A 17,429-nucleotide genomic window follows, 5' to 3' on the forward strand; every position below is an offset into this window, starting at 1 on the left:
TTATTTATTTTGTCCGATTTTGAAATGGTTTCGACAATTGTTCTAGGAAAAAGACATTTATTTTGTCTATGTAAACGCTGACAGTATATTTTTTTACAAAATTTTTACCTGTTTTACTAATTAATTTTCGTAAAATTCAGTCGTAGATAAATGTTTGGGGTGGAAATGAATAGGTTAAAAGAGTAAATTATCCTTTTTTGTATATATTAAGCGTTAGAACATAATCTACAAAAAATTACAAAATAGGATGATATGTTGATGCGTATATTCATGTTATTAATTGTTTTCACATTGGTCACTGCCTTCGTTACTCTGATTGATGTATATCTGTATGAAAGTGATTTTTTTACAGAATACATGGCTATTTTAAAAATTGATAAAGGGACAAATGAGTGGATGGTATCATACTTTTTACTAGCAGGATTTCTCTATACTGTAGTAGCCGAAGTACAAAAAAGAATAAAGCGTAAGAGGAAGCAATCGTAATATGAACCAATTAGAGAAAATATCACTTTGGCAGTTATATATATTAATTGTGTGCTTCCAAGTAGGGAGTGCAGTTCTAGTTGGTATTGGTAATGATGCGAAGGGTGACGCATGGATTGCTGTATTAATCTCAGCTATTTTAGGTATAGGAATAATTCTTTTTTATGTGTACTTATTAAAGACGGTCCCTGGAAAAAACCTTTTTGAAATATTAATATTCTGCTTCGGAAAAGTGATTGGAAAAGGGTTAACACTGTTATATGTCGTCTACTTCTTTTATAGTGCTGCTAGGGTGTTAAGGGACTTTGATGAGCTATTAATTGTCTCAATATTTGAAGCAACACCAATTGAATTTATCTCGATTACGATGATGCTGACGATTATGTATATGCTCTATCATGGTTTAGAAGTACTCGGTCGAACATCTGAAGTGTTTTTCCCATATGTTCTAACGTTTATCATTTTTACTGGAATATTTTTGTTGCTTTCGGAAGAATTAGAATTTCATAATTTGCAGCCCGTTCTTGCAAATGGTATGACACCGATTATGAAGGCAATTTTCCCACAGTTGCTTACATTTCCATTCGGTGAGGCAATTGCCTTCACATGTATAATTTCTAAGGTTATAAAAGAAAAAAAAGTTGGGTTAGTTAGTGTTATAGCGGTTCTGACAAGCGGCTTTCTATTAACGTATAGCTCTATCCTGCAAATTGGTACGTTAGGAGTAGATTTAAAGGAACGAACAAATTTTCCGTTGCTAAATGCGTCGCGAGAAATTTCTCTATTGAATTTTATTGAGCGTGTCGATATCATTATCGTTTTTTTTGTAATGTTTGGTGTGATTGTTAAGGTTAGTATCTTCTTTTTTTGCGGATTGAAAGGGTTAGAGGTAATAACGAATAAAGCTTATCGAAAATTTATCTTCCCGATGGGGACATTGGTTGCGTATTTATCAATTGTTATTGCTTTGAGCTATCGTGAGCATATTGAAGAAGGATTGAAAGTTATTCCTCATTATTTGCATCTTCCCTTTCAAATTTATATACCGGTAGCGATTCTTCCTATTGTGCTTTGGAAAGTGAAGAGGTTGGAGAGGAAGGAGTCTAGCAAATGAGTATCTTTTCTTATTTATTTAAAAGAAGAAAAAATAAACATCGTGGTAAAACAACTGACGAAGAATTGTTCTTGAATGAAGATATTCCAAATCATTATTCGTCACTGTTAGACAAAAATCTAAAAAGTTTAGAGAATGTCTTTCATCAGACATCGGATTTACAAAAAATGAAAATACATATTGGTGGGCAAAATGGGTGTATTTGTTATTTGAATACAACATTAAACAAAAATGATTTGAATGCACAAATTCTTGAACCATTAAAAGATGCTTTTAAAGACGTGGAAACGAATCTTGACATCGAAAAGATACGTAAAGCATATTTTCCTGCAGTTGCTTATGAATATGCAGATTCACTTCATCAAATCGTCTGGCAGATGTTAAACGGCTCTGCTGTAATCATGATTAATAATTCTAAAAAAGCACTTGCACTTAACATTGGCGGTACTGAAAAGCGCTCAATTGTCGAACCTAGTACACAAACAATTATTCGTGGTCCTAAAGATAGTTTTATTGAGGATATAGACGTAAATATCGGTTTAGTTAGGAAACGAATAAAAAATCCCCGGTTAGTGTTTGAAGAATATATTGTTGGCAAGGATTCACATACGCGCCTCTCAATTGGCTACATGAAAGGTGTTGTCAATGAAGATATTTTAAGTGAGGCTAGGCAGCGAATAAAAAAAATCAAAACTTCTGCCGTGTTAGATACGGGAAATATTGAAGAAATGATTACAGATACTAGTTTTACATGTTTTCCACTCATCTTTAATACAGAGCGGCCAGATAGTATTAGCGGTCATATATTGGAAGGGAAAATAGCGGTTTTTCTTGATGGGACGCCATTCGCACTAAGTATGCCATCAGTATTTACTGATTTCTTTCAGTCAACGGAAGATTATTACCAACCGTTTTTTCTTACAAGTTTTATCCGGATATTGAGATTTATGGCGTTTATGATTACGTTAATACTACCTTCTCTATATGTGGGCATTATTACCTACCATCAAGAGCTTATCCCTAATGCATTGTTAATAAATATTCAAGCACAACGGGAAAGTGTACCATTTCCAGCCGTTGTTGAGCTATTATTAATGGAATTTACATTTGAGGTTTTAAGGGAAGCTGGAACGCGGATGCCGAGGGCAGTAGGTCAGACGCTTTCAATTGTCGGCGCATTAGTTATTGGACAGGCTGCTGTCGAAGCGGGGTTAGTATCAAATGTTCTAGTAATCGTTGTAGCTTTTTCTGCGATAGCCAGCTTTGTTTCTCCAATATTTAATTTCTCAGTCGCGGCAAGGCTTATCCGATTTCTACTCATTATAGCGGCTGCAATCATGGGGTTTTATGGAATACTGCTATCATTAATCTTGATGGTTATCCATTTAGTAAGTCTTAGAACATTTGGAGTACCATACTTAACTCCAGTTGCCCCATTCAAATTAATTGACCAAAAGGATATTTTTGTCCGTTTTCCAATATGGACAAATACAACGAGACCTTCATATTTAAAATCAAAAGCACCTTTAAAGGTGAAAAATCACTCAAAGCCAGTTACTCCTGACAAAAAGGAGGAGAATAATCAAAATGAGTAAAAAAGTAGTTTTCATACTTCTATGTTTATCCGTTTTATTAACTGGTTGCTGGGATCGTCATGAATTAAATGATATATCGATTGTAACTGGTATGGCGGTAGATAAGGGGGAAGAGAAAAAATATAAACTAACCGTCGAGGTAGTTAATTCTGCAGAATTTGGAAAACAAAGTGCACAAGGGAACGCTCCTGTATTAACGCACTCACTTGAGGGAGATTCACTGCCGGAGTTGACACACAAAATGAATATCGGCCTTTCTAAAATTCTAATCTATTCACATACACGTGTGCTATTTATAGATGAAGAGGTAGCAAAAAAGGGAATGTTAGGTTTTTTAGATTACTTGGAGCGCAGTGGCCAATTTCGAAATGATTTTCGTATCGTCATTACACAAGGGAATAAAGCCTCGGACTTTACGAGGATAAATTATCCGATACAAAAAAGTCCATCATTAAAGCTTCATCAACAAACGAAATCATTCCAAGAAGAATGGGGTGGCGACCCTGGTGTGAAGCTGACTGATTTTGTTTCTGCGATCGTGTCAGAGGGTAGAAATCCTGTTACAGCAACTGTCAAAATAAAGGGAGATAAACAGGCGGGTAAAAAGGTTGAAAATAATCAAAGTATTGACCCGGAAGCTCTTGTTTATATAGATGGCTTGGCAGTATTTGAGGATGAAAAGTTAAAAGGGTTTCTACCGGTAAATGAAACGAGAGGTTATTTATGGACAAAGGGAATTGAACAAACAAGTTATTCGATATCATGCCCTGGTAAACAGAGTAATTTTTTAGATATCAGGATAATTCGTGCTAAATCTGAAATGAGTACTGTATATAAAAATCATATGCCACATCTTAAGGTAAATATATACGGTGAAGCAAATGTACAAGGCAACGAATGTCCAAATAGTGATATCTTACAATTATCATTATACAAGAAATTAGAAAAGAATATGGAATCTCAAATTAAACAGGACATTACTAATTCCATTGAGAAAGTACAAGATGAGTTTGGAATAGATATATATGGATTTGGTGACAGGTTACATCAAATGAATCCTAAGAAGTTCAAAGAGGTAAAAGATAAATGGGATAAGGAATTTGCAAAGGCTGATGTAGATATTGACGTAAATATTGATTTACTGCGGGCGGGTTTCAGAAACAAAAGTTACAAAACAAATTTACAAAAACAAGAATAAAATTGCATAAACCTGAATATAAGGTCTTACCACTAGTTGTGGAGTATCATTATATTCAGGTTGAAAACCTTATCTATTCTAGACAATTATCTTAAGGATTGGTATGATATTATTTATTGATAATCATTATCACTGAGGATTGATACAATATTATTTTAATGGTCCTTTTCTAGAAGATTTTGTCTTGGCTGTACTAACATTAAAAGGGTTCGTTCAAGCTGAGGTTGCTTGTTCGTGCCACAGATGCTAGGAGATCTATCCCAAGGAAAGAGAGTACTGTAAAGAGGAAATCATCCATAGAAAATCCAAACTTGGTAATAAGCAACAATGTTACGAAAACAGCCGATAATTAAAAGATTACAATACATATCAATTAGAAAGAAACCATTTCTAAAACTGTCATAATAGTTTTCAAGCTCATAAGAAGAAGTGTAAAACATAGATAAAGTTATAAAGGAGAGGTGAGGAAGATGATTAAAACGGAAAAGCTAAATATCGGTTATGAGCAAGAATTAATCGTGAAGGAATTAAATATAGAAATCCCTGATCGGAAAATAACGGCTCTAGTCGGAGCGAATGGCTCTGGTAAGTCAACCATATTAAAAACAATTGCAAGGCTAATGAAGCCGAAAAGTGGAACTATTACAATAGATGGTAAAGCCATTCATACACAGAAAACGAAAGATATTGCAAAGCAGCTAGCGATATTACCCCAAAATCCCATTGCTCCTGAAGGGCTAACGGTCTATGAACTTGTCACATTTGGAAGATATCCTCATCAGAAGGGAATGGCTTCTTTAACAAATACAGACCGTGATATTATTCATTCAGCTTTAGAGATGACAGGAATAATTGAATTTGCAAATCGCTCAATTGACCAGCTTTCAGGTGGCCAGCGACAAAGAGCCTGGATTGCGATGGCATTAGCACAAGATACCCCAATTCTTTTCCTAGATGAGCCAACTACGTTTTTAGATATGGCCCATCAAATAGAAGTATTAACTATCCTTGAAAAACTTAATCATGAGCAAGGACGAACAATTGTCATGGTTGTCCATGATTTAAATCATGCAAGCCGATATGCACAACATATTGTAGCGATAAAAAAAGGAACAGTTATTAAAAGCGGTAACCCTTATGATGTCATGAAAGAAGAAGTTTTAGAGGAAGTGTTTGGAGTCAAAAGTGATATTATTACAGATCCTCGTACAGGTCTTCCGCTTTGTCTACCATATGCTTTAACGAGTACTAACGATATAGATGAAAATGCAACGATCGGTGTATAATCATTATTAAGAAAAGGAACTTTTCAATGGGCTGTAACGGCTCAGATAGCTAAGCTGATGAGCAAAATAGTGTAACAAAAACTAACTCTAATAGTATGTCCGTTATAAATTGGTACGTTATCTGAGTAAAATATTTAATATATGTAAACAGTTTATGCTATATAGAAAGGTGATTTAACATGTACTTAACGATTCAAGAGGCAGCAGACTATTTATCATTGAACGAAGAGACAGTTAAAAGCTTAATTCTTCAAAAGAAGATTAAAGCTTTGTTTGATGGTGATAGCTACTTAATTAATAAGGACCAATTTACAACACACTTTGAACAACTAGAAAAGTATAAACAATTGTATGAAGAGTATATGAAGGAACCAATTCCGGAGGATCCCGATGTAAAAGATGAAGATTAATGTGAGTAGGTTTTCTACTTTATCCAAATCGCAATTGCTTTCATGATGAAAATAAACGCACCTAGTATAACTGGTCAAGATGCTAGGTATTGTGATGAGAGAATTTTGTCGAAATATGTAGTATTTTATATATTTTTATAGCTTAGTCTAATTATGTCCGCTATAATAAGATAGGTTATTAGGTCTATTTTTAGGGGGAGAAGGAAGTTGCAACAATCGATAAAGCTCCATAGATTGATAGCGATTTTTACGCTGATTGTTGTGCTATTAATAGTGGGAACGATTTATATAAAATCCAAAGGGATACTAATTGAGACAGAGAAAAGTGATCTATCAGAATTGAAAGAAGTAAAAGTAACGATTCTCACATCTGGATCACTAACAGACCAAAGCTGGGGTAGTTTAGCTTATAAAGGTAAACTGGAAATAGAAGACTTATTCCCTGTGGACGTATCTCTTTACAGTGAATTAACTTCAAATGAATTAATAACAAATAAAGTAAACGAAGCGATTAAAAATGGAGCGGAGTTAATAATCGGACAAGGAAGAGAGTTCACACAAGTATTTAGTGATTTAGCTCGGGTAAATTCAAGTGTAAATTTTGTTACGATTCATGGTTCCTTAACATATGAAAATCAGGCTGTGTATACGTTTGACCAAGGGGAAATAGAATATTTTGCAGCTTTATCTGCAGCATTAGTGACGAAAACGAATAAGGTTGCTATCATCGATACAAAAGATGACCGAAAAGCAAATTCAGAATTTGAAGATGCGTTAGAATACTATAAACCTGAATCCACGTTTTATTATGATTTCGTAGGAGATAGGGAAAATGGAGAAAAGGCCTTGAAAATCCTTCAACAGCTAATAGAGGAAGGAGTAGATGTCGTTTACAGTAAAGGAAATTCCTTTAATCGTGATGTCATTGATTATGCAAAAAGAGAAAATATTTATGTGATTGGCTACTTAGATGACCAATCTTACATGGCAAAAGAGCACGTCATTACGAGTGTCTTAAATGATGTCCCTAAAGCTTATACAGCAATAATGAATGATTATTTTAGTGAGGATGGAATACCGCTTGGACAAGTCGTCATGCTTGATGAAAATGATGGGGTATATAAGTTGGCACCGTTTGGACCGATGTTGTCTGAGACTGATAAAAAGTATATTGCCAATGAGATGGAAAAATATCGAAATGGAGTATTATTATTTCGTTAACAAAGGGGGATTGTGATGAAAACCATAGTAAGAAATATGTCCTTACGGCTAAAAATTATCACAGTCCTCCTCTTTATTACGTTAGTCTTTGGGAGTTTTTCTTTAATTCTTGTTCAAACGATTGAGGATGTTTCAAGAGTAAGTAATACGATTGAACGGAAGAACATCCCTGAATTACTTTCGATCGCACAATTTTCTGAAGAACTAACTGTTAAAGAGCACATCGTTAAAAATTCGTTGAACTATAATTTATGCTGCAGTTTAATAAAAGATTATCAAGCTTACGAAGACGAGACTAACCAAAATATTAATGAAGAGGTATTACCTGCTTCTTTGAAGAATATAAAAAACGATATCGATTTACTGGATTTTGAAATTGCGAATAATATACAAGGGTTATTAGAATACAATGATTATAGTGGGGCAATGGACTATGTTGAATCGGAATATCTTCCTAATCTCTCAAAAATTAATGAAGAGCTAGAGCAATTACGAGAAACTTCATTGCAAAAGTTGAACGGACAAACGAATTCATTTTCGAAAATTATTAAGGCCTCTCTATGGTTGTTAATCTTACTTACACTTGGTGCAATATTTTTTTCAATCCTTGTTGCATATCGGATGAGTGCTAGTTTTACAAAACCAATCGTCACGATGATTAATAAAGTAGACAACATAGCAAATGGAAAATATGGCCTGACAGTACCGTTAATTGATAATCAAATGGAGCTTAGACAGTTAACAGAGTCAATTAACCAAATGTCGAAACGGTTAGAGGAGTCATTCAAGACTATTTTACATGATAAAATTTATCGTGAGCAAATTTTGAATTCATTATCAGTTGGAGTTATTACGCTAAATGAGGATACCGATGAAGTATCATTAAATAGTTTTGCAAAAAAAATTACTGGCATGAATGAGCAACAGGTTTCAAATATTGTTAAAACACAGGGAAACGGTGTAAATGGTGAGTTCTGGGAGATGCTCTTCAGAAATATATCGTTCCAAAATAGAAAAGTAGCTTTTGTACGTAATGAGGAAAAGAAGCGCTTACTTGTGTCGAAAGTCGAATTAGTCGGTCAATATGATGAGAAAATTGGCTGCATTGTCCATTTTCTTGATATAACTGAGACTGAGGAACTTGAACAACGAATACACCAATCTGAAAAGCTTGCACTTGTTGGTGAGATGGCTGCAGATGCTGCACATGAAATACGGAATCCTTTAGCAGTAGTTCAAGGGTTTTTAGCACTCATGAACCAATCATTATCTGATGCATCTAAGCAGGAATACCATATTCCTTTAATCATGAAGGAAATCGAGCGAATTAATTTTATTATTGAAGAAATGCTCTTAACATCGAAACCAGGGGCGCCGATTCGAAAAGAAGTATACATACAGGATATATTAGAGGAATTCCTCCCTCTTATCGTTGAATCAACTGAGGATATATCTTTTGATATACAATTAATTCGCAAAAAAATTAAAGTAGATGTTAAACAAATCAAGCAAGTATTTCATAATTTATTCCGCAATAGTATAGAAGCAATGGGTGGAGTAGGAAATATAGGCGTTACTTCAGAAATTACAGGTGATTATTACAATATATATATAATGGACAGTGGACCGGGAATTACAAGACCGATGGTGAAAACATTGTTTGAACCATTCTCCACTTCGAAGGAAAATGGCACAGGTCTGGGCCTGATGATCGTAAAAAGAATCATCGAAAACCATAAAGGCACGATTGAATTAATCGAAAGTACAAAACATGGTGCTACGTTTCTAATAAAACTTCCGGTTACATAAAAGAGACTGCTACTTTCAGGAAACCTGATTGCACGCAGTCTCTCTTTTTTATTGTCTTGATAAACAACTAGGTACTGTGTTAAATATGAGATGTTCGTCTTATCTATTTTTGTGAAAGTACAAGTGGAGTTTCCCACCGGAACAAATTTATTGTTATTCTACATAAATTAAATATATTACTTTAATTTAAACGAGCTTTTTAAAGAAACAATACGGTTAAAGACGATTTTTTCATTATTTGAGTGCTTTGGATCTACATTAAAGTATCCATGACGGAAGAATTGGAACTTATCATGTGGTTGAACACCTTTCATATTCGGTTCAACAAAGCCTTGTAAAACCTCTAATGAGTTTTCATTCACATAATCAAGGAATGTTTTTTCTTCCTTATCAACAGTTTCACTATCTTCTTTGTTGTCAAGAATAAGTGGTTCGTAAAGTCTGAATTCAGCTGGTAGTGCTTCGTTAGCATCTACCCAATGGATCGTTCCTTTTACTTTTCGGCCAGTGAAACCTGAACCACTTTTTGTTTCAGGGTCATACGTGCAATGAATTTCTACAATATTCCCGTCTGCATCTTTAATCACATCTTCACATTTAATGAAATATGCATGTTTGAGGCGTACTTCGTTTCCAGGGAATAGTCGGAAATATTTCTTTGGAGGATTCTCCATAAAATCCTCTTGTTCGATATAGATTTCACGTGAGAATGGGATTTGGCGTACCCCCATTTCCGGTACTTCTGGATTAATTTCTGCATCAAGCATTTCAGATTGTCCTTCTGGATAGTTTGTAATCACAACCTTTAAAGGTTTCAATATCCCCATTGTTCGTGGTGCTTTTAACTTTAAATCTTCCCGCACGAAATGCTCTAACATAGCCTCATCAACAAGACCTGATCCTTTTGATACACCCGTTTCTTTTACAAATTCACGGATGGATTCCGGTGTATACCCTTTCCTACGTAAACCTGAAATTGTAGGCATCCTCGGATCATCCCAACCATCAACAAAGTTTTCATCAACGAGCTGTTTTAATTTTCGTTTACTCATTACTGTATTTGTAATTCCTAAACGGCCAAACTCTATTTGCTGTGGTTTATTCTCCATTTCACATTCTTCGATAACCCAGTTATAAAGTGGACGTTGGTCTTCAAATTCGGTCGTACATAATGAATGAGTAATCCCTTCAATTGCATCTTCAAGTGGGTGAGCAAATGCGTACATCGGATAAATACACCAAGCATCACCAGTATTATGATGGGTTGCATGTGATACACGATAAAGAACAGGGTCACGTAAATTGATATTTGGAGAAGACATATCAATTTTTGCACGTAATACCTTTTCACCGTTTTCAAATTCACCTTTACGCATTTTTTCAAACAAAACAAGATTTTCCTCTATCGAGCGGTTGCGATAAGGACTCTCCTTACCTGGTTCGGTTAATGTTCCACGATATTGTCTAATTTCATCTGCTGATAAATCATCGACGTACGCTTTTCCTTTTTTGATAAGAAGAATCGCGCGACTATACATTTCTTCGAAGTAATCAGAGGCAAAGAATAACCCATCCCAATTATATCCGAGCCATGCAACATCTTCTTTTATCGCTTCAACATACTCGCTATCTTCTTTTAATGGGTTTGTGTCATCAAATCTTAAGTTTGTTTTTCCATTAAAGTCATCTGCTAGCCCAAAATTAATAACAATTGACTTTGCATGACCAATATGTAAGTATCCATTTGGTTCAGGGGGAAAACGAGTATATACGTTGTTCCGTTTACCAGATTCAAGATCCTCTTTCATAATCGTTCTTATAAAGTTTGAGGAGTTGTCCAATTCATATCATACCTTTCATTTATATAGATGATTTCGTGTTCTTATCTAAATGATTATGTAAATAAGTTCTGTTTTCCATTATACCAATAGTTGTAGGAAACGTTAAATTTCTATACGGAAATTTATCTAATTGCATGATAACTCATTTTGTACATAAAGTTAAATTTTATACTATTTAGATAATAGGGATACGTTTAAACGTTTTGAAGTCAACAATTCCTTCATTAAATAAATAGTGAATGTGCCAATAAATTAACTCTACAGGTACTAGACTTACAAAAAAATTTAGAAAGTTAATAATCTTTAAAGAGGAATTTTTTGGATGTTGTATAATTATGATATAGGGTGTGTTAATTTTTATTAAAAGAATCGACGTCATTTATAGTTTTGCAAAATGTTATGTTAGCTAAACATTGAGAGGTTAATGGGGGAGAAAAATGAGTGGTGAAACTAGCTTTTTAAGAAATCGATTTGTACAGGCGATTTTAATTTCCGGACTTTTTTTACAACTTGGTATATGGATAAGGAATTTTGCAGTTTTATTATTTGTAATGGAACAAACGAATGAGGATCCGTTTGCGGTATCATTAATATCTGTAGCAGAGTATGCACCTATCTTTGTGTTCTCGATAATTGGCGGAACTTTCGCTGACCGTTGGAAACCAAAAAGAACAATGGTATGGTGTGATATTTTAAGTGCAATTTCTGTTTTTGCAGTACTTCTAACGCTTGTATTAGGATCGTGGCAAGTCGTCTTTTTTGCAATGTTAATTTCTTCAATTCTCTCACAATTTTCACAACCATCTGGTATGAAATTATTTAAAGTTCATGTCCCTGAATCACAGCTACAAATGGGGATGTCTATGTATCAGACGATGTTTGCATTATTTATGATCATTGGTCCAGTTATTGGAACTGTAGTCTATAGTAACTTCGGCATCACTGTTTCGATTATGATAACTGGTATTATGTTCCTGCTATCAGCAATGGCTCTTATGTTCCTTCCAGCAGATAAAGAAGTAAAAAAAGAACAAGAACAAACAACTGTCATTCAGGAATTAGTGCAAGGGTTTCGGTATGTATTAAACAATCGCTTTTTGACAATTCTAGGAGCTAATTTTTTTGTTGCGGGTCTCGCACTTGGGTTAATCCAACCATTAGGAATCTTTATTGTGACACAACAGCTGCAATTGGATAAAGAATTTGTTCAATGGTTTATGGTCGTTAACGGTGTAGGAATGGTCATCGGAGGTGGTCTCGCATTACTATTGTCAAAAACCGTTACCCCAATTCGTATGCTAGCTGCTGGTATGCTTATTAATGCGATGATGATTTCAATAATCGGTTTTTCAACAAATTTGGGTCTTACATTAACTGCCCAATTTTTCTCAGGGCTTTTAATTCCTGCTGTGCAGATCAGTATCAATACGATGATTCTTAAAAATGCTGAAGAAACTTACGTAGGACGCGTCAATGGTATTATGACACCACTATTTATGGGGGCAATGGTTATAATGATGGGATCGGCAGGAATTTTAAAACAATTTTTAGGCTTGATGACTTCATATCAAATTTCAGCTGTATGTATGATAATTGGTGTAGCTATTATTTTACCACTCGTTTTAAAACAACAGGCTCAAAATAACATTAAGGCAAATATGTAATATAGAAGGAACTCTCTTTCAAATGTACGAGTGAGAGTTTCTTTTTTTATAGTCTGGGAAATTAAAAAATTCTTCTACTGTGGATAAACGCTTTGACATCCAGAACCTGCGCCCAGCCCCTCTAAGGTCTAGCCACTAATAAATTGAAGACAAGGAACGTCTTTTAATCATTAGCGTCTTTATTGCCCTAGGCTGATCAGGCGCCCTGAGCTTTTGTTCTGTATCCATTACGAGAATTGTGAATGAAAATTTTAGCTTAGTTAGGACATAGATATACATATACTAAATAAAGATTGACATTCATTCTGTTCACAATTAAAGTGAATTTATTATTTCTAATGAGATAAGACTTTTTTATGGTATTTAGTGACTTATTAATAATTTTTGATAAACAAATACAATAATATATCACGCCTCCGTCCGCGTGATGTAGACAATTGTACATGTAAGAAAGAAAGATCTTGATTATTTTATAGAAAAAAGAGATAATTAAAACTAAATTTTGACTGAAAATTTAAAATAGTAGGAGTTGTAGAAATGAAGGTTGTTAAGTTTGGGGGTTCTTCATTAGCATCGGGAGAACAGCTTAAGAAGGTATTTCAAATTGTTGTTTCTGACCCAGAGAGAAAGGTTGTAGTTGTCTCAGCTCCGGGAAAACGCTTTTCAGATGATATTAAAGTAACAGATTTACTTATCGACTGTGCGGAAAAATATTTAGCAGGAGAAAATGCAGATAAACTATTTGAAACAATTATTGAACGCTATGCAAGTATCGCGAAAGAATTAAAAATCTCATTAAAGGTAGTTGAGACAATTTCAAACGACTTACAAGCTCTGTTAAATGGTGATAAAAGCAAGCCTGAAAGATATTTAGATGCGATTAAAGCAAGTGGTGAGGATAATAATGCAAAGTTAATCGCTGCTTATTTTCAGCATTGCGGCATCACAGCACAATATGTTAGCCCTAAAGAAGCAGGGTTAATTGTCTCTGATGAGCCAGGAAATGCTCAAGTGTTACCAGAATCATATGAAAATTTATATAAGCTACGTGAAAGAGATGGAATTATCGTGTTCCCTGGTTTCTTTGGATATAATAAGTCAGGCGAAGTATTGACTTTTTCAAGAAGTGGCTCAGATATAACTGGATCGATCCTTGCAAATGGTGTGAAAGCTGACCTTTATGAAAACTTTACTGACGTCGATGCAGTGTATTCAGTGAATCCGACGATTGTGCAAAACCCTAAAGAAATTAGTGAACTTACTTATCGTGAAATGCGTGAATTATCCTATGCAGGATTTTCAGTTTTCCATGATGAAGCACTTATTCCTGCATTCAGAGCAGGTATTCCTGTTAATGTGAAAAATACGAATAATCCATCTGCACCGGGAACAAGAATCGTAAACGAACGTGCTAATACGAATGGTCCTGTAATTGGCATTGCAAGTGATAAAGGATTTTGCAGCATTTATATAAGTAAATATTTAATGAATAGAGAAATTGGTTTTGGCCGTAAATTGTTACAAATATTAGAAGACTTCGGATTAACATATGAACATATTCCATCGGGAATCGATGATGTAACTGTCATTCTTAGACAAAATCAAATGGACGATGTGATAGAAGAGGCAATCACAAAGCGGATTATGGAGGAGCTTCATGCAGATGAAGTCATCATTGAACACAATCTTGTCCTCATCATGGTTGTAGGAGAAGGCATGCGCCACAATGTTGGAACGACCGCTCGTGCTGCGAAAGCTCTAGCAAATGCAGGGGTTAATATTGAAATGATAAACCAAGGGTCTTCAGAAGTAAGTATGATGTTTGGTGTAAAAGAACCTCAAGAGAAACACGCTGTTCGTGCATTATACAATGAATTTTTTGTCGCTGTACCGGTCTAATTTAATCTCATATAATAAAAACGTTAGGTGAATACCTAGCGTTTTTTTGTTAGAATGGGAAGCGCGGGGACGGTTCTTCTGCTTCCCTTTTAATGACGAAAGGAAGCAGGAGAACCGTCCCCCTGCTTCCTAAAGAGTTGGAGTGTTTGACATTGACTAAGACTATTGGAGAGATTGCAAAGCTGGCTGGTGTTGCAAAGAGTACTGTTTCAAGATACTTAAATGGGGGATCAGTAAGTGCAAAAACAAAGCTGAAAATTGAAACAGTTATAACTGAAACAGGTTATGTGCCAAATACGTTTGCGAGAAGCTTAAAAGCGAAGAAAACGAATATTATTGGGACGATTGTACCTAGGCTAAATTCGTTCGCTACAGCGCAAACGTTAATTGGTATTGATGAAGAACTGAAGGATTCAGAATATCAACTGCTTATATCAAATACAAGTCAGGATTTAAATAGAGAAATCGATAGTATTTATAGTTTAGCAAACCAAAAGGTAGCTGGCCTTATACTGTTGGCAACAAAAGTTACTGAAAGACATTTAGATGCATTAAACAAAGTAAACATCCCTGTTATACTAGTCGGTCAGCAATCAGAGGAATGCTACAGTTTGATTCATGATGATGAACATGCTGGGTTTGAAATTGGGAAATATGTGATTGGTCAAGGCCATTCAAATATTGTTTACTTAGGTGTATCAGAAGAAGACATAGCAGTAGGGGTTAAGCGGAAAAAAGGATTTAAAAGAGCCACCTATGATGCGAAATGTGCAGTGCATTTTGCTGAAACAGATTTTGATTTGAAGGAGGCAATGAAAAAATTTGACTATCTTTACGAAACGTATAAACCGACAATTATTGTATGTGCTACAGATAATATAGCATTAGGTATACTAAAAGCAGCTCAGTTGAAAGGATTAAAAGTACCAGATGACCTCTCAATAACAGGCTTTGGTGGGTATGATATAACAGAAATAACGCACCCAAGCATTACAACTGTACAATATTATTACAAGGAGGCGGGGTTGACGGCAGCAAAAAATATCATCAAACTTATTAATAACGAAGAAATACATAAGCTGACAATGTCGAAAACGGAACTTGTCATAAGGGAAAGTGTTGACAAAATTCGCTAACGTGAATATAATTTTGGTTGAAACCGATTCCAATATCGGTTAATCTTTTTCAGTTAAATGGAACCGGTACCGAAAATAATTTTATATTAATTTATGATCCTTTGCTATACGGTAATAGTCATTGTGCTAGCGATATAAAGGGCTGGTTGAAGCGGATTACAAGGCTCTTTCGGTATGTAGGGTAAGGCGAGACATAAGTCAGGTTTGCCTTTCCCAGTAATCGACAAACTTAGTTGACCAATATTTCGATTGCGAAAAAAGCATTTCTTTTTACAGGAAAATGGAACCGGTTCTAAAATAATATAAAGGGTGGAGAAGAATGGAGTATTCACAAACTGCTAAAGAAATTTATGATGCAATTGGAGGGAAAGAAAACCTTTCAGCTGCGGCACATTGTGCAACAAGATTACGCCTTGTATTAAATGATGAGACAAAGGTAGACCAGAAAAAGTTAGATGAAATGGATATTGTTAAGGGTACATTTTCAACTGGTGGTCAGTATCAGATTATTTTAGGAGCAGGAATTGTTAATCAAGTATATAACGAGCTTTCAAAATTATCAGGTATGGGTGAGATGTCGACAAAAGAAGTGAGTCAAGCTGGTACGAAAAAAATGAATCCGATTCAGCGTTTTGTCAAAATGCTATCTGACATTTTTGTTCCAATCATTCCTGCAATCGTAGCAGGTGGTTTATTAATGGGATTAAATAACTTGCTAACAGCAGAGGATTTATTTGTAGATGGTATGTCGTTAGTAGCTGCAAACCCACAATTAGCAGATTTGGCCTCGTTAATTAATACATTTGCAAATGCAGCATTTGTGTTTTTACCTATTCTAATTGGTTTTTCTGCAACGAAAAGATTTGGTGGAAATCCATTTTTGGGTGCTACACTCGGTATGTTAATGGTTCACCCAGATTTACTTAACGGTTATTCATACGGTGATGCTGTGACGAGTGGCAACATACCAGTTTGGAACTTATTTGGATATGAAATTGCGAAGATCGGATACCAAGGTACTGTTTTACCTGTTTTAGTAGCTTCATATATTCTAGCAAAACTTGAAGTTAACATTAGGAAAATTACACCTTCTGCATTGGACAATTTACTAACGCCTTTACTTTCAATTTTTATAACGGGCTTATTAACGTTTACACTTGTAGGACCAATCACGAGAACAGCAGGGAATCTATTATCTGATGGCTTAATCTGGCTTTATGATACTACAGGCTTTATAGGTTCAGCTGTATTTGGATTAGCATACGCACCAATCGTTATTACTGGTATGCACCATAGTTTTATTGCAGTAGAAACACAATTGCTTGCTGATCTTGTAAAATCAGGTGGATCATTTATTTTCCCTGTCGCTGCAATGTCTAATGTAGCCCAAGGTGCAGCAACATTAGCGGTATTAATGATTGTTCGCGATGCAAAAACAAAGGGAGTTGCATCTGCAGCAGGAATTTCGGCATTGTTAGGTATCACTGAGCCAGCTCTTTTCGGTGTGAATTTAAAACTCCGATATCCGTTTATAGGAGCAATTGTTGGTTCAGCTGTCGCATCAGGCTATATTGCAATATTTCATGTGAAATCAGTTGCTTTAGGAGCTGCTGGTTTACCGGGTATAATTTCTATTAAACCTGGAACAATTATTCATTATGTGATTGGTATGCTTATTTCCTGTGTTGTTGCATTCATTGTGACAGTAGTATTAGGGAAAAGAGCGGCAAAGAAAGATGCTAAATAATTGCATACTTAGACGTAATTGAA

At 35.1% G+C, this 17,429-nt stretch carries 13 protein-coding genes; 12 read left to right on the forward strand and 1 reads right to left on the reverse strand.

Translation table 11 applies throughout. The features are described from left to right. Positions 1-258 precede the first annotated feature (258 nt). From J2S19_RS07490 to J2S19_RS07525, 8 genes are all read left to right on the forward strand, one after another. Positions 259-486, forward strand: coding sequence for a hypothetical protein (locus J2S19_RS07490; protein ID WP_307339499.1), 228 nt, complete (start codon positions 259-261; stop codon positions 484-486). A gap of 1 nt (position 487) precedes the next feature. Beyond that, the gene (locus tag J2S19_RS07495) at positions 488-1,600 is read left to right on the forward strand and encodes a GerAB/ArcD/ProY family transporter (RefSeq protein ID WP_307339501.1); all 1,113 of its coding nucleotides are present in this window, start codon (positions 488-490) and stop codon (positions 1,598-1,600) included. Beyond that, a complete protein-coding gene (locus tag J2S19_RS07500) occupies positions 1,597-3,195 on the forward strand; it encodes a spore germination protein (protein ID WP_307339504.1) in 1,599 nt (532 codons plus the stop codon). The genes J2S19_RS07495 and J2S19_RS07500 overlap by 4 nt, the downstream gene beginning before the upstream one ends. Continuing rightward, positions 3,188-4,393, forward strand: coding sequence for a Ger(x)C family spore germination protein (locus tag J2S19_RS07505; RefSeq protein ID WP_307339508.1), 1,206 nt, complete (start codon positions 3,188-3,190; stop codon positions 4,391-4,393). Before J2S19_RS07500 ends, J2S19_RS07505 begins: the two co-directional genes overlap by 8 nt. Before the next feature lie 470 nt (positions 4,394-4,863). Then, the gene (locus J2S19_RS07510) at positions 4,864-5,679 is read left to right on the forward strand and encodes an ABC transporter ATP-binding protein (protein WP_307339510.1); all 816 of its coding nucleotides are present in this window, start codon (positions 4,864-4,866) and stop codon (positions 5,677-5,679) included. A 179-nt stretch (positions 5,680-5,858) separates the two neighbouring features. Continuing rightward, positions 5,859-6,089 (forward strand): excisionase family DNA-binding protein, encoded by a 231-nt coding sequence (locus J2S19_RS07515; protein ID WP_307339512.1) that lies wholly within the window; start codon positions 5,859-5,861, stop codon positions 6,087-6,089. A gap of 207 nt (positions 6,090-6,296) precedes the next feature. Further along, positions 6,297-7,310, forward strand: a complete 1,014-nt coding sequence (locus J2S19_RS07520; RefSeq protein ID WP_307339514.1) for a BMP family ABC transporter substrate-binding protein — start codon at positions 6,297-6,299, stop codon at positions 7,308-7,310. A 15-nt stretch (positions 7,311-7,325) separates the two neighbouring features. Continuing rightward, positions 7,326-9,119 (forward strand): sensor histidine kinase, encoded by a 1,794-nt coding sequence (locus tag J2S19_RS07525; protein WP_307339517.1) that lies wholly within the window; start codon positions 7,326-7,328, stop codon positions 9,117-9,119. A 176-nt stretch (positions 9,120-9,295) separates the two neighbouring features. Here the strand turns inward: J2S19_RS07525 and J2S19_RS07530 are convergent, their stop codons facing one another. Continuing rightward, the gene (locus tag J2S19_RS07530; protein ID WP_307339520.1) at positions 9,296-10,960 is read right to left on the reverse strand and encodes a glutamine--tRNA ligase/YqeY domain fusion protein; all 1,665 of its coding nucleotides are present in this window, start codon (positions 10,958-10,960) and stop codon (positions 9,296-9,298) included. A 437-nt stretch (positions 10,961-11,397) separates the two neighbouring features. Here J2S19_RS07530 and J2S19_RS07535 point away from each other — a divergent pair, with 437 nt between their 5' ends. From J2S19_RS07535 to J2S19_RS07550, 4 genes are all read left to right on the forward strand, one after another. Continuing rightward, entirely contained in the window at positions 11,398-12,624 is a 1,227-nt protein-coding gene (locus J2S19_RS07535) for an MFS transporter (RefSeq protein WP_307339523.1), read from the forward strand. 537 nt (positions 12,625-13,161) lie between these two features. Then, entirely contained in the window at positions 13,162-14,523 is a 1,362-nt protein-coding gene (locus tag J2S19_RS07540) for an aspartate kinase (RefSeq protein WP_307339526.1), read from the forward strand. Positions 14,524-14,675: 152 nt separating this feature from the next. Further along, positions 14,676-15,659 (forward strand): LacI family DNA-binding transcriptional regulator, encoded by a 984-nt coding sequence (locus J2S19_RS07545; RefSeq protein ID WP_307339528.1) that lies wholly within the window; start codon positions 14,676-14,678, stop codon positions 15,657-15,659. Positions 15,660-15,978: 319 nt separating this feature from the next. Next, a complete protein-coding gene (locus J2S19_RS07550; RefSeq protein WP_307339531.1) occupies positions 15,979-17,406 on the forward strand; it encodes a sucrose-specific PTS transporter subunit IIBC in 1,428 nt (475 codons plus the stop codon). Positions 17,407-17,429 lie beyond the last annotated feature (23 nt).

Origin of the sequence: Metabacillus malikii (assembly GCF_030813355.1) — a bacterium.
GTDB classification, from domain to species: Bacteria; Bacillota; Bacilli; order Bacillales; family Bacillaceae; genus Metabacillus; species Metabacillus malikii.

Excerpts from the sequence above, each read along its gene's own strand:
- J2S19_RS07490 (WP_307339499.1), top strand. The coding sequence starts at position 259 with ATGCGTATATTCATGTTATTAATTGTTTTCACATTGGTCACTGCCTTC.
- J2S19_RS07535 (WP_307339523.1), top strand. The coding sequence starts at position 11,398 with ATGAGTGGTGAAACTAGCTTTTTAAGAAATCGATTTGTACAGGCGATT.
- J2S19_RS07525 (WP_307339517.1), top strand. The coding sequence starts at position 7,326 with ATGAAAACCATAGTAAGAAATATGTCCTTACGGCTAAAAATTATCACA.
- J2S19_RS07515 (WP_307339512.1), top strand. The coding sequence starts at position 5,859 with ATGTACTTAACGATTCAAGAGGCAGCAGACTATTTATCATTGAACGAA.
- J2S19_RS07495 (WP_307339501.1), top strand. The coding sequence starts at position 488 with ATGAACCAATTAGAGAAAATATCACTTTGGCAGTTATATATATTAATT.
- J2S19_RS07550 (WP_307339531.1), top strand. The coding sequence starts at position 15,979 with ATGGAGTATTCACAAACTGCTAAAGAAATTTATGATGCAATTGGAGGG.
- J2S19_RS07500 (WP_307339504.1), top strand. The coding sequence starts at position 1,597 with ATGAGTATCTTTTCTTATTTATTTAAAAGAAGAAAAAATAAACATCGT.
- J2S19_RS07505 (WP_307339508.1), top strand. The coding sequence starts at position 3,188 with ATGAGTAAAAAAGTAGTTTTCATACTTCTATGTTTATCCGTTTTATTA.
- J2S19_RS07540 (WP_307339526.1), top strand. The coding sequence starts at position 13,162 with ATGAAGGTTGTTAAGTTTGGGGGTTCTTCATTAGCATCGGGAGAACAG.
- J2S19_RS07510 (WP_307339510.1), top strand. The coding sequence starts at position 4,864 with ATGATTAAAACGGAAAAGCTAAATATCGGTTATGAGCAAGAATTAATC.